This window comes from Pseudonocardia alaniniphila, from assembly GCF_022524485.1.
Lineage (GTDB): Bacteria > Actinomycetota > Actinomycetes > Mycobacteriales > Pseudonocardiaceae > Pseudonocardia > Pseudonocardia alaniniphila.
In genome coordinates this window covers 1-12,440 of record NZ_JAKXMK010000032.1, presented here as the reverse complement: position 1 = coordinate 12,440, position 12,440 = coordinate 1, and the positions used below count along the sequence as shown (strand labels likewise).

Genomic DNA, 12,440 nt, shown 5'->3' with positions numbered 1-12,440 from the left:
TCAGGGCGTAGAGGGCTCCGGGGCGCGACGCGCGCGGCGCACCGCCCAGAACGTGCCGAGCAGCGCCACCCCGACGAGCGGGTAGCCCATCGCCAGCCGGGCGACGCCGAGCCAGGTCTCCTCGTCGGCGTTGTAGAGCAGGCCCTGCACCACCACCCGGGCGACGAAGACCAGGGTCCACAGCAGGCTCGCGAGCGTGTAGGCCCGTAGCAGGCGCCGGTCGCGGCGCCAGGACTGACCGTCGCCGTTGATTCCGTGCCAGATCACGCCCGCGAGCGGCCAGCGCACCAGCACCGACACCAGGAACGCGAGGCCGAGCGCCGCGCTGAAGAGCAGGCCCGGCAGGTAGAAGGCGCGCGCCTCCCCGGTGCGGTAGGCGATGAACGCGGCGACGCCCACGGCGAAGAGCCCCGACACGGCCGGCTGCAGCGCCTGCTTGCGGGCGACGCGCCAGATCGCGATGGCGACACCGGCCGCCAGCGCCGCGATCAGCGCAGCCTGCAGCGCGAACAGCAGGTTGACGACGACGAAGACGGCGACCGGGATCGTGGAGGCCACGATGCCCTGCACGCCCCCCATCTGCTCGAGCAGGGTGGGGAACTCGCGCTGCGGCCTGTCTGCGCCGGGCTCCTGCTCCGGCGGTGGACCTGCGGTCACTGCGCTTCCAGGGTCATCGGGCTCCTACGGTCATTGGGCCTGGCAGATCTCGTAGTACGGGTTGTAGAGCACCTTGTGCCCGTCGCGCACGGCGATCCGGCCCCGCACACGCATCGTGCGGCCCGGCTCGATGCCCGCGATGCGCCGGCGACCGAGCCAGATCAAGGTGACGCCCTCGGTGCCGTCGAAGAGCTCCGCCTGAAGGGATGCCTCCGCATCCTGGGGGCAGAACTCGACGCTCCGCAACCTACCCAACATGGTGACCTCCTGGCCGCGGGCGCACTCCGACGCGCGATGCGCCCCGGACTTCTCCGCGTCCTCGGACAGGTCCACGGCGTCGAGAACCTCGACGTCGCTCGTCAACTTGCGCAGCATGCGGCGGAACGCTCCACCATCGTTGCTGGCCATGTCTCCCCCAGCTCGGTCGGTACCCATCGTCGGGCGCCGCTAACGTCATCAGAGTAACCCCCGAGAAACATTCGCGACGTGTCCGAGCCCTGCGCTGAATCACCGTATCGGCCCCCGCGTCCCCGCGCTGATCATGGGGGCCCCGCGCGGGCCGTCGTGCTGCCCGGATCCGGCTCGGACGAGGTGTTCGTCCGGGCTGTTTTCGCCGCACCGCTGCGCGCGCTCGGCATTGACCTGCAGACCGTGGCTCCACGTCCCGGGGGCGACGTGGTCGCCGGCTACCGGGCCGAGCTGGACGCCGCACTGGCCGGTCCCGGACCCGTCCTGGTGGGTGGTATCTCACTCGGCGCGCACGTGGCCGCGGTGTGGGCGACCGAACAGTCCTCAGGCGCCGGACCCGCGGGCCTGCTTCTCGCACTGCCGGCCTGGACCGGGCCACCACGCGACGCCCCGGCAGCGCTGACCGCCCGGGCCACCGCGGCATACGCCCGCGCCGGCGGGGTGGAGGCCGCGGTGGCTGCGGCCCGTGCAGGTTCGCCGCCGTGGCTGGCGGCAGAGCTGGCCAGGGCATGGCCGCGCTACGGCACGGGGCTCGCCGACGCGCTCGATGCGGCGGCGAGCGAGCCGGCGCCCGACGCGGCCGGCCTGCGCTCGCTCACCGTCCCCGCCGGGATCGCCGCGCTCGTCGACGACCCGGTGCACCCGCTCTCGGTGGCCGAGCACTGGTGCGCTCAGATGCCGCGCGCGGCGCTGGTGAGCGCGCCACTCGCGGCGTTCGGCGCCGACCCCGCCGTGCTCGGCCGCGCCGCCGTGCTCGGATATCTGCGCGCGGCCCACGGCGGGGCGCAGGAGCGCGCTGAACGCTCCTAGTCGGGCCTGCGGTGCCGACCGCTGGGTCGGTCCGGGTCGGCAGGCGGCACGAAGACCTTCAGCGGCATGGTCACCGGCGTGCCGTCGCCCGCCTCCGGGGCGGCATGCCTGCCCCGACCGGGACGGGCGAACTCGGCCGAGGCCGCAGGCGGATCGGCGTCCGTGACGAACGAGAACTCCTGGGTGAACGGAGCCTCGCGCACCTCCGTGTGCCACTCGCCGCCTGCTGCGCCGTCCACGACGTCGTCGGAGGGCTCGACGGCCCGCCACCTGCCACTGTTCGACGGCGCCGCGTACTCGGACTCCGCGGCGTAGCCGGACGACCTGCCGTACTCGCGCTGCCCGGTCGGGTCGGGCTGCTCGCCGTACCCGGGCGACCCGGCGTACTCCGGCCGATCGCCGTGCCCACGGGATGCGCCGTACTCGGACCGCGCCTCGGATCCCGGCGTCTCGTAGTAGCCGGAGGAGGACGGTGCGGCGTACTCGCCCGTCTCGACGAGGCGATCCTCGCGGAGCGCCCGGCGCCCGCCGCTTGACGGCGCCGGGTCGACCGGCTCGGGGACGGCCCGCAGGTCGGGGCGGGACTGCTCGCTCTCCGCGGCCCGCCGCCGGGGCGCGGCCACGTCGCCGTCGACGTGGCCGTTCCTGCCGCGGGACCGCGACGCCTCCGCCGGCCCGTCGGCCACAGGACCCGCGTGGTAGCCGTCCGCGAGCGGCCAGGGGTCGGTCGGCGCGTCCATCCCGGGGTCGGATGCACGACCCCGCGCGAGCTCGGGCCGGTCGCTCCGGGCCGCCCACGACTCCGGAGCGTCGTCCACGCGCGGGTCGAGCGCCCAGGGCTGGGTCGGGAAGCCGCCTGACACGGACCCGGGCGTGCGCTTGTGGCCGCCCGACTCCTGCACCCGGTCCGGCCGCCCGGCCGCCCGCCAGGAGCCCGTACCGGCCCGGTCCGCCGTGGCCTGCTCGGCCGGGTCGGGGGGCAGCGGGCCCCAGATCTCGGTGGGGGCGTCGGCGAAGTCGTCCGGCTCGCGGCCGGCGGCGACGCCGTCGCCCACGTCGGCGATGCGCTGGACCGGATCTGCCCACAGCGGAGCGCCGGCCCCGCCGTCCGGCCGCGGCGCCTGCCCGTTGCGATCGCGCCCCGGTGCCGGAGCGATCTCCGCATCCGGCTGGGGGGCGTAACCGTTCTGGTTCCAGGCGGCCGGCTGAGCAACCTCGCGTGGAGCGGGACCGGGCCGGCCGGGCTGCCGCGGGCGGGGAGCCGGCCGGACCGCACCGGACTGCTCGCCGAGCCGGACAGCGCCGGACTGCTCGGTGGCCGGCGGAGCCGGCGCCTGCGCTTGCACCGGACGTTCCGCAGCGCTGGACGGTACGGCGGCAGCGCCGGACGGCGCGGAGGCGGCTGTCGGCGGGGACGCAGCAGCCGCGGCCTCCTCCTGCGCCTGCGCGGCCTCCGCCTCTGCCTTGGCGGCTGCCGCGGCAGCCATGGCCTCGGCGAGCGGCTCGGGCACCACCAGTGGCAGCACCGTGCGCACCGGATAGGGCGCTCTCCCGCGCACCACGACCGTGGCACGCAGCATCCGGCGCAGCTCGAAGTCGAGCGTCTCGGCGTGGTCGGCCGGCCCGGTGGCGACGCCGTAGAGCATCCAGCGTGGCCCGTCCACGCCGATGAACACGGACTTCGCCCCACCGGAGTTGGCGTGCAGCTCCCGGCCCCACGGGCCCGGGAACGACCGGACCGTGGCCCCGCCTTCGCGCAGCGACGTGTCGATCTCGCGGGCCAGTTCGGGCCACAGCTTGGACGACTTCGGCGCCGCAAGCGCGCTGACCGACAGCCGGCCCTCGGGCAGTGCGACGTGCACGGCCTGCATACGCCCGTTGGCCGTGGGCTCGACGGCCACGGTGCCGCGCTTCGGCACCGGCACCTGCACCGCGCCGAAGTCCACGACGCCGCTCGCGTCGGTCGCCTCCGGGTCGAGGTCGTCGCCGTCGTACGGGCCTACGCCCGGCGACATGTCGTCAACGTCGTCGACGCCGTCCTCGCGCTGGTCGAGGGCGAGCGCCCCACCGCCGCGCGGCTCGTCGAGAGCCTGCTCGGTGGCGACGGCCAACCGGTTCCGGCGCGCCACTAGCGCGCCTCTCCGACGCCCAGCCGCTCGTGTCCTCCCGTGGACCCGTGCCCGCCCGTCCCGCGTTCGGAGGCGGGCAGCTCCTCCACCTCGACGAACCGCACGTGCTCGACCTTCTGCACGACGAGCTGTGCGATCCGGTCACCGCGGCGCAGCCGCAGTTCCTCGCGGGGATCGTGGTTGATCACGCATACCAGGATCTCGCCCCGGTATCCGGCGTCGACAGTGCCCGGTGCATTGACGATCGACAGCCCTGTGCGTGCCGCGAGCCCGGACCGCGGATGCACGAACCCGGCGAAGCCCATCGGCAGCGCGATCGCGACGCCGGTGCCGACGACCGCGCGCTCGCCGGGCGGGAGGACGACGTCGGTCGTACACCGCAGATCGACTCCGGCATCGCCCGCACGTGCGTAGGAGGGCACCGGGAGAGCAGGGTCCAGCCGGGTGAGCAGCACCTCGACCGGACACCCGGGCAGCGATGCTGCCGGCGATGCGGTGGGCGGCTCGTGCTGGGGAGCATCGACGGGGCCGGGCACGACGGGCGAGGCTACCCTCGGCTCCCGTGAACGAGCATCCGTCGCCGGGCGCGCCTGCGACGTCCGGCACTTTCCGGTTCGACGAGCGGTTGTCGGTGCCGCTGTGGTGGTACCTGCCGGCGATCGGCGTGGCGATCCTGCTGGGCGCCGAGATCCACATGGGATACCCGGGCATCCGGTCGTGGATCGGCTACGCGATCTTCATCCCGCTGTTCGTGATCGCGCTGTTCTGGCTCGGCCGGATCCGGCTGCGGGTGACGGACACCGAACTGCAGGTGGGCGATGCGCGGCTCCCGCTGCGTTCCATCGGCCGCATCGAGATCGTCCCGAAGGACCGTAAGCAGATGGCGCTCGGACCGGAGCTGGATCCCGCCGCGTTCCTCATGCTCCGCGCCTGGGTGGCTCCCGTCGTGCGGGTCGAGGTCACCGATCCGGACGACGCCACCCCGTACTGGGTCTTCAGCGTCCGCAACCCGGAGGCCCTGGTCGCGGCACTCCAGCGGTGAGACGAGGTGCGGACGCGCTGCGTCCGGCATCGCAACGCCACCCCCGAAACGACGCTGCCCCTGAAACGACGCTGCCCCGGACCGGAGTTCCGGTTCGGGGCCGTGTCGGTCGGGCGGCGCCGGTGTCGTGGCGCCGCCCGTTGAGCGCCGGGTCGACCGGCGCCACTACATCGGGCCGTCGAAGCCCGTCGAGCGGACGCTGTGCCTCGTCGTCACGCAGCCTGAGTCATCAGACAGCCCGAATCGTCGGGCGGCCCAGTTCGTCAGGCGGCGCAGTCGCGGCAGATGTACTGCGAGCCGTTGCTCTCGGCCAGCCTGCTGCGGTGGTGCACCAGGAAGCAGCTTGCGCAGGTGAACTCGTCCGCCTGCTTGGGCAGCACCTTGACCGTGAGCTCCTCGCCGGACAGGTCGGCGCCGGGCAGCTCGAAGCTCTCCGCCGTGTCCGACTCGTCGACATCGACCACGGACGACTGGGCCTCGTTGCGACGGGCCTTCAGCTCGTCGAGAGAGTCCTCGGCCAGATCGTCGGTCTCGTTGCGCCTGGGCGCGTCATAGTCGGTCGCCATCGTTCCCACCCTCTTAACACACCTGTCGTCTTCGTGCGGCTGGACAACGCGGCAGCGCTGAGCTTTGTGCCCAGCATTGGAGTGACGCGCGTCTCAGCTGAACCCGGGCCATGACTGGATCGGATATAACGCCGTCAAGTGCTCGGACTGCCCCGGGGCGCAGAGGGTAGCCCAGGGTGTCGACACGCGCCCGCTGCCCCGCCGTGCACACGCAGGGCCATTAGGGTGCCCGTCGTGGCACTCCCCTCCGACCGCGGCGTCACCGGCGGCACGCGGTCCGTCCCCGACGCCCATCCCGGAGCAGACGCGGCTGTCGTCGGCGCCTGGCTGGCCGAACACCTCGGCGACTCCGCGTGGCTGCAGAGCAGCCTGAGCCCGATCGGTGCCGGCCGGTCGAACCTCACCTATCGTGTCGACAGCCCGGCGGGCGCGGTGGTGCTGCGCCGCCCGCCCGTCGGAGAGGTTGCTGCCACAGCCCACGACATGGGTCGTGAGCAGCGCGTGATCTCCTCGCTGGCGGGCACGCCCGTTCCCGTCCCCCGGGTGCTCGCGACCTCGGCGGGCGGGCCGCCGGTGGACGCGCCGTGTTTCGTGATGGAGCTCGTGGACGGGATCGTCCCGCTCGGCGAGCTGCCGCCGGGCTGGGCCACCACAGAGGACGAGCGCAGGCGCGCGAGCCAGGCGCTGGTCGACGTGCTGGTCGCGCTGCACGCCGTGGACCACAACGCGGTGGGGCTGGGTGACTTCGGCAGGCCGGAGGGCTTCATGGCCCGCCAGGTGCGGCGCTGGAACACCCAGTGGGAGCAGGCCCGGTCCGCCGGGATCCCGGTGACCGAGGAGACGGTCGCGGAGCTCACCAGGCTCGCCGACGCCCTGGCCGCCGCACTGCCCGCCACCCAACGTCACACGATCGTGCACGGCGACTACCGCATCGACAACTGCCTGTTCGACGCCGCCGACCCCGGTCGGATCCGGGCCGTGCTCGACTGGGAGCTGTCGACGCTCGGCGACCCCCTCGCCGACCTCGGGTTGCTCCTCGTCTACTGGCGGGATGCCGACGAGCACCCGATCTGGCAGGCGTCGCGGCACATTCCCAGCCCTACTCAGCTGCCAGGGTTCCTGGATCGCTCCGACGTCGCGCGCGCATACGCCGCGGGATCGGGCCTCGATCTGGAACCGCTGCCCTGGTACGTGGCGTTCGGCGCGTTCAAGTTGGCGGTCGTGCTGGCCGGGATCCTGGCGCGGGTGCGCGCGGGGATGGTGCCGGTGTCCATGGGTGCCGGGCTGGAAGGCAGCGTCGACCCCCTGGTGGCGCTGGGACACCACGTGCTCGCGGAGGGTCTGACGTGATGACGGGCGGAACGGCGCGCCGCCTGCGGCCCTACCAGCGACGCAGACGCGGTCCCGTCGTGATCGTGGTGTCGGTGCTCGCGGTCGCCGCGGTGGTCGTGTGGACCACGGTCCTGGTGAACGCCTCCGGTCCGGCGGGCACCGCGCAGTGCCCGGTGCCGGCGACCGGCCCGCTTCCCGGCCAGGTCGTGTCGTCCGACGAGATCATCGCCATTCCGCCCGTCCCGCCGGCGTCCGTTCACGTGCGGGTGCTGAACGCGGGCGGGCAGCGGGGTCAGGCCAACCTGGTGGCCGCGCAGCTGGGCGACCTCGGTTTCGGAGAGGCCGCGCCGCCCGCCAACGACCCCTTCTATCCGGACGAGAACCTGGAGTGCAGCGCTCAGCTGCGCTTCGGCCCCACCGGCGAGGCTGCGGCCAGCACGCTGGCGCTGGTGCTGCCGTGCGCCGAGATGGTGCGCGACGGGCGCACCGAGAACACCGTCGACGTCGCGGTCGGCACCGCGTTCGGCGACATCAACCCCAGTACGCAGGCACAGGACGTGCTGGACCAGTTGGCGGTGGCCCCGACCGGGGGCACGGACGGCTCCGCCAACGCCGACCCGAACGCCGACCCGAACGCGGCGGACGCGCCTCCGGCGCCGCAGGTGGACCCCACGCTGCTCGAGGAAGCCCGCAGCGCCAGCTGCTAGGAACGCGCTCCTCGGGCCGGGTCCGAGTGACGTCAGACCGACGCCGCTCCGTGCTTGCGGACCAGCGCGGCGAGTTCTTCGGCGATCCCCGGGGTCGCGGCGAAGAGGGCATCGGCACCGAGCCCGTCGTCGGGCGGGACGCTGCCGGTCGGGCCCGGGGTGCGCACCACAGCGCCCGCCTCGGTAGCGATGAGCGCGCCCGCCGCCCAGTCCCACCAGTTGCACCCGTGCTCGAGATACGCATCCGCCCAGCCGGCCGCCACGGCGCACAGGTCGAGCGCCGCCGAGCCGGTGCGCCGCACGTCGCGCACGAGCGGCAGCAGCTCACCGATCATGCGCACCTGGCGCACCCTGCGTTCGGCGCGGTAGGAGAAGCCGGTGGCGAGCAGCGAGAGCGAGACGTCGGACGCGCCGGAGACCCGCAGCGGCTTTCCGTCGCAGGTGGCACCGCCGCCGACCGCCGCGCTCCACAGGCGCCCCGACGCCGGCTCGATCACGGCCCCGGCGAGGGACTCGCCGTCGCGCACCGCCGCAACCGACACCGCGTACCAGGGCATGCCGTAGAGGAAGTTGACGGTGCCGTCGATGGGGTCGACGACCCAGAGCGTCCGCGAGCCGTCGGCAGTGCCGCCGCCGTGCTCCTCGCCCATCACCGCGTCGCCGGGCCGCAGCTGCGCGACCCGGTCCCGGATCAGGGTCTCCAAGGCATGGTCGGACGCCGTGACCACGTCTGTGGGCGTGCTCTTCGTGGAAACACTCCGCTCCGACCCCTCGAAACCGTCCTCGTCCCACGGACGGGGCAACCCACGTAGGTGTTGCGCCGCCTCCCGGACGAGGCGCTCGGCGATGCGGCGCAACTCTTCCGGGTCGTCGGCGGACGTCGTTCCGGGATCGATCGGTGCGGTCGGACGGGCCTCGTTCACGGACATCATCCGACCACACGGCACGTCAGAGTGACGTGGTTGTACCCGGGCAGACACGGATCGTTGACGATTCGCGTGGCGAGGCGCGGACGTCCGGAGCACACGCAGTTACAATGACGCGGTACCCCGATGCGGGATGGCCTCCAAGAAGCACCAGGACGGCGATCCGGCGCGGTATCCGACAACATCTCGACCTGCAGCCGGATCTCATACGCGTCCCGGCGCACCGCAGAGCGCACCGTAGCGAGAGGGCCTAGTGGCAGCCGCAGACTCCGCAACCCGCATCGACTCGTCAGTTGAGACGACGAGTCCCGCACCCGCACGTACCCGTTCACGGACGGGCGCGTCCGCCAAGACCGCGACGAAGTCGCCGCGGTCACGCACGGGTACCCCGGCGAAAAAGAACGGGGGCCCCGCCCGAAAGGCGGCCGGCGATCCCGCGGGCGAGGGCGAGCCCACCGACCTCGAGGGCGCCGACGTCGAACTCGACGGCGAGCCCACCGACCTCGAGGAGGTCGACGTCGAGCTCGACGCCGACCTGGTCGGCGACGTGGCCGAGGGCGGTGACGCCGCGGCGGACGACGACGAGGACGACGACGAGGACGACGACGAAGAGGTCGCCAACACCGGCGCCAACCGTCGTAGCCCTGCCCAGCGGGAGCGGTCCTCCACCCCCCAGAAGTCGGGCGACTTCGTCTGGGACGAGGAGGAGTCGGAGGCCCTGCGGCAGGCCCGCAAGGACGCCGAGCTCACCGCCTCCGCCGACTCGGTGCGCGCGTACCTGAAGCAGATCGGCAAGGTCGCTCTGCTCAACGCGGAGGAGGAGGTGGAGCTCGCCAAGCGCATCGAGGCCGGCCTCTACGCCGCCGAGCGCATGCGCCGCTCCATCGACGCAGGCGAGAAGGTCTCCCCTCAGCTGCGCCGTGATCTACGCTGGATCGTCCGCGACGGCGAGCGCGCCAAGAACCACCTGCTCGAGGCCAACCTGCGACTCGTCGTCTCGCTGGCCAAGCGCTACACCGGCCGCGGCATGGCGTTCCTGGACCTCATCCAGGAGGGCAACCTCGGTCTGATCCGCGCGGTCGAGAAGTTCGACTACACCAAGGGCTACAAGTTCTCCACGTACGCCACCTGGTGGATCCGGCAGGCCATCACCCGCGCCATGGCCGACCAGGCCCGCACCATCCGCATCCCGGTGCACATGGTCGAGGTCATCAACAAGCTCGGCCGCATCCAGCGTGAGCTGCTCCAGGATCTGGGCCGCGAGCCCACCCCGGAGGAGCTGGCCAAGGAGATGGACATCACCCCGGAGAAGGTGCTGGAGATCCAGCAGTACGCCCGGGAGCCCATCTCGCTGGACCAAACCATCGGCGACGAGGGCGACAGCCAGCTCGGCGACTTCATCGAGGACTCCGAGGCGGTCGTCGCGGTCGACGCGGTGAGCTTCACGCTGCTGCAGGACCAGCTCCAGTCGGTGCTCGCCACGCTCTCCGAGCGCGAGGCGGGTGTCGTCCGGCTGCGGTTCGGTCTCACCGACGGCCAGCCGCGCACCCTCGACGAGATCGGTCAGGTCTACGGGGTCACCCGCGAGCGGATCCGGCAGATCGAGTCGAAGACGATGTCGAAGCTGCGCCACCCCTCGCGTTCGCAGGTGCTGCGCGACTACCTGGACTGACACACTCGATCGAACCGCCGCCGACCTGCCGTTTCGGTAGGTCGGCGGCGTTGTCTCGCAAGCACGACGCTCTGACCGCACGGTCGTTGATGAGCGCAGAAGGCCCCTGCCGGGATGACCGCCCCGGCAGGGGCTTTCTCGTCTGCGCGACGGCTACGGGTCGCGCCCCGGAGCCGAGCCTTTCGGGCTGATCACCGTCGCATTTTCAGGTGCACGGCCTCAGGAGCAGCCGGCCACGTTGCTGCAGTTGTTGGGCTGGTTGGCCGCCACGGTGCTGCTGGTGAGTGTGACCGTGCCGCCGGTCCGGACGATGCCGCCGCCGTCGGCGCCGGTTCCCACTGCTCGGTTGGTGATCACCGCGACTCCCTGCAGGGTCGTGGTGCCCCCACTGAGGATGCCGCCGCCACGGGCGTTCGTTCCGGTTGCGGTATTACCCAGGACCTGGCTGTTGGTGACGTTCAGCGTGCCGCTGCTCCACAACCCGCCACCGCTCGAGTTCGAGCCGTTGACGATGTTGTTGAGGACCGGACTGCCGGTCAGGTTCAGGGTGCCGGCGTTCGTGAGCGCCCCGCCGAACGCGTTCGGGCCGGTCGCGTCGTTGCCGTCGAGACGCGTCCCGTTCAGCGTGACCGACCCGTTGAGGATGACGATTCCGCCGCCCGCAGATGTGGCGATCCCGCCGGTCGCGTGATTGCCGGTCAGAACGCTGTTGGTGAAGGTGGCTGTGCCATTTCCTTGGTTGTTGAAGGCACCCCCTTGGCCGCCGGTGTTGTTGCTGAGGGTGCTGCTGTCGATCACGACGGTGCTGCCCTGGTTGAGGATCCCGCCGCCGCCCACGGAGGTGGCGGTGTTGCCGGTGATGGTGCTGGCAAAGAGGCTCAGGCGGCCGCCGGTGCTGACGAAGATCGCACCGCCGTTGGTGGCGAGGCCGCCGCTCAGTGTCAGAGCGTTCAGGGTGAGGTCGCCCGTTCCCCCGATGTTGAAGAACCGAAAGGGGGTGGCGGACGAACGGGTGATCGTCGCCCTGTTGCCGTTGATGCGAATCGGCGTGGTGATGGCCGCCAGACCGGTCTCGCCGCTGTCCGGTGTGGTGAGCGAGTAGGTGCATCCAGGGCTGAGATTCAGCGTGCCGCCGCCTGCCGTGTCGGCGGCGGCGACCGCGCTTTGCAGCGCGGCCGCATTGCACGGCACCAGAGTCTGTGCCGCCGCGGTCGCGGGCAGGCCCACCAACACCCCGCCCATCACCACCGTCCCAGCCAGGAATCGACGAGCGCGCATGAAGGACCGTCTTTCAGTTCCAGGGGTCGTGCAGACGGTGCACGCCCGCGATCAGGTGTAGGACGAGCACGCTAATCACGAGCCTGCGCATGCGATCGAGCCGCGCCACAGCAATCATTCGATAGAAACCCCAGTTCAACCCACCGGAGGACGACCGGCCGCCGCGCACCCGACGGACGGTTCAGACGACTGCGGACCCGGTCCGCGGCCATCAGTTCCCATGCCGGGGCGCGGGATGAGGTCACGTGGCCGAAGTGGTGCCGCTCGCCGGCCTCCCGGCAGGTCCGCTCGGATAGATCGCCCCATACCCAACGGGAAGCGGCCGAAGAATGTCGAAAAACCGGCGACAGTCACGAATGAAACCCTGGCACACAACCCCGCGGAAGGAGCGGTAGAGCAAATCCCGCCACTCCCGAAATGCAGTCGAAATCGGATGTTCCAGTGCGCTACAGCACACCGGAACGGTGATCGATTTCCGGTGGTTCAGCCCGTGTCAACTGAGCGCGGCCGCACACGTGCGGTGCCGCGCGCAAGGCTCGGTCCAGCAGGTATCCGCTGCTCCGGTGGCTCTTCGAGCCCGACGCGCACCGGCTGCGCGTACACCGAGATTCAGGCCATAACGAATGATCAGCGAAGCCTTGGACCGGATTTCCTCATGTCCACCGGAGTGCGGACCTGACCTACACTTGCCGGCAGTCATTCGTGAGGAGGAATTTGTGAAGGTCCGTGAGAATCGGACGTGCCGGTCACAACACACACTCGCCCTGCTGGCCACGATCGGCGTGGGAAATGCGTTCGAATGGTATGACTGGAACGTCTACGCCACGTTCTCGGTGTTCTTCGCATCCCAGTT

Annotated in this window: 12 protein-coding genes; 5 read left to right on the top strand and 7 right to left on the bottom strand. The window is 71.7% G+C overall.

The genetic code is table 11. The annotated features are described in order from the left end of the window. Window positions 1-657, bottom strand: a complete 657-nt coding sequence (locus MMF94_RS32050) for a DUF3159 domain-containing protein (RefSeq protein ID WP_241041167.1) — start codon at window positions 655-657, stop codon at window positions 1-3. Window positions 658-687: 30 nt separating this feature from the next. Continuing rightward, window positions 688-1,065, bottom strand: a complete 378-nt coding sequence (locus MMF94_RS32045; protein WP_241041166.1) for an OB-fold nucleic acid binding domain-containing protein — start codon at window positions 1,063-1,065, stop codon at window positions 688-690. Between the two features lie 156 nt (window positions 1,066-1,221). Between MMF94_RS32045 and MMF94_RS32040 the strand changes: the two genes are divergently transcribed. After that, a complete protein-coding gene (locus tag MMF94_RS32040) occupies window positions 1,222-1,935 on the top strand; it encodes an alpha/beta hydrolase (RefSeq protein ID WP_241041165.1) in 714 nt (237 codons plus the stop codon). Here the strand turns inward: MMF94_RS32040 and MMF94_RS32035 are convergent. Both MMF94_RS32035 and dut read right to left on the bottom strand, forming a co-directional pair. Continuing rightward, complete coding sequence (locus MMF94_RS32035; protein ID WP_241041164.1) at window positions 1,932-4,064, bottom strand: DUF3710 domain-containing protein; 2,133 nt, start codon at window positions 4,062-4,064, stop codon at window positions 1,932-1,934. The two genes, MMF94_RS32040 and MMF94_RS32035, sit on opposite strands and share 4 nt — an antisense overlap. After that, complete coding sequence (gene dut, locus MMF94_RS32030; RefSeq protein WP_241041289.1) at window positions 4,064-4,540, bottom strand: dUTP diphosphatase; 477 nt, start codon at window positions 4,538-4,540, stop codon at window positions 4,064-4,066. The genes MMF94_RS32035 and dut overlap by 1 nt, the downstream gene beginning before the upstream one ends. A gap of 86 nt (window positions 4,541-4,626) precedes the next feature. Between dut and MMF94_RS32025 the strand changes: the two genes are divergently transcribed. After that, window positions 4,627-5,106: a DUF3093 domain-containing protein gene (locus MMF94_RS32025; RefSeq protein WP_241041163.1), complete on the top strand. Its 480-nt coding sequence runs from the start codon at window positions 4,627-4,629 to the stop codon at window positions 5,104-5,106. 263 nt (window positions 5,107-5,369) lie between these two features. Here the strand turns inward: MMF94_RS32025 and MMF94_RS32020 are convergent, their stop codons facing one another. After that, window positions 5,370-5,672: a DUF4193 domain-containing protein gene (locus MMF94_RS32020; protein WP_169396904.1), complete on the bottom strand. Its 303-nt coding sequence runs from the start codon at window positions 5,670-5,672 to the stop codon at window positions 5,370-5,372. A gap of 234 nt (window positions 5,673-5,906) precedes the next feature. Between MMF94_RS32020 and MMF94_RS32015 the strand changes: the two genes are divergently transcribed. Further along, window positions 5,907-7,022: a phosphotransferase family protein gene (locus tag MMF94_RS32015; protein ID WP_241041162.1), complete on the top strand. Its 1,116-nt coding sequence runs from the start codon at window positions 5,907-5,909 to the stop codon at window positions 7,020-7,022. Further along, on the top strand, window positions 7,022-7,711 hold the full coding sequence (gene cei / locus MMF94_RS32010) for an envelope integrity protein Cei (protein WP_241041161.1): 690 nt from the start codon (window positions 7,022-7,024) through the stop codon (window positions 7,709-7,711). Before MMF94_RS32015 ends, cei begins: the two co-directional genes overlap by 1 nt. A 32-nt stretch (window positions 7,712-7,743) precedes the next feature. Here the strand turns inward: cei and MMF94_RS32005 are convergent, their stop codons facing one another. Then, entirely contained in the window at window positions 7,744-8,640 is an 897-nt protein-coding gene (locus tag MMF94_RS32005; RefSeq protein ID WP_241041288.1) for an inositol monophosphatase family protein, read from the bottom strand. A gap of 250 nt (window positions 8,641-8,890) precedes the next feature. Between MMF94_RS32005 and MMF94_RS32000 the strand changes: the two genes are divergently transcribed. Beyond that, complete coding sequence (locus MMF94_RS32000; protein ID WP_379660310.1) at window positions 8,891-10,309, top strand: RNA polymerase sigma factor; 1,419 nt, start codon at window positions 8,891-8,893, stop codon at window positions 10,307-10,309. A 219-nt stretch (window positions 10,310-10,528) separates the two neighbouring features. Here MMF94_RS32000 and MMF94_RS31995 read toward each other — a convergent pair whose 3' ends face one another. Then, window positions 10,529-11,557: a hypothetical protein gene (locus MMF94_RS31995; protein WP_241041160.1), complete on the bottom strand. Its 1,029-nt coding sequence runs from the start codon at window positions 11,555-11,557 to the stop codon at window positions 10,529-10,531. Window positions 11,558-12,440: the final 883 nt, after the last annotated feature.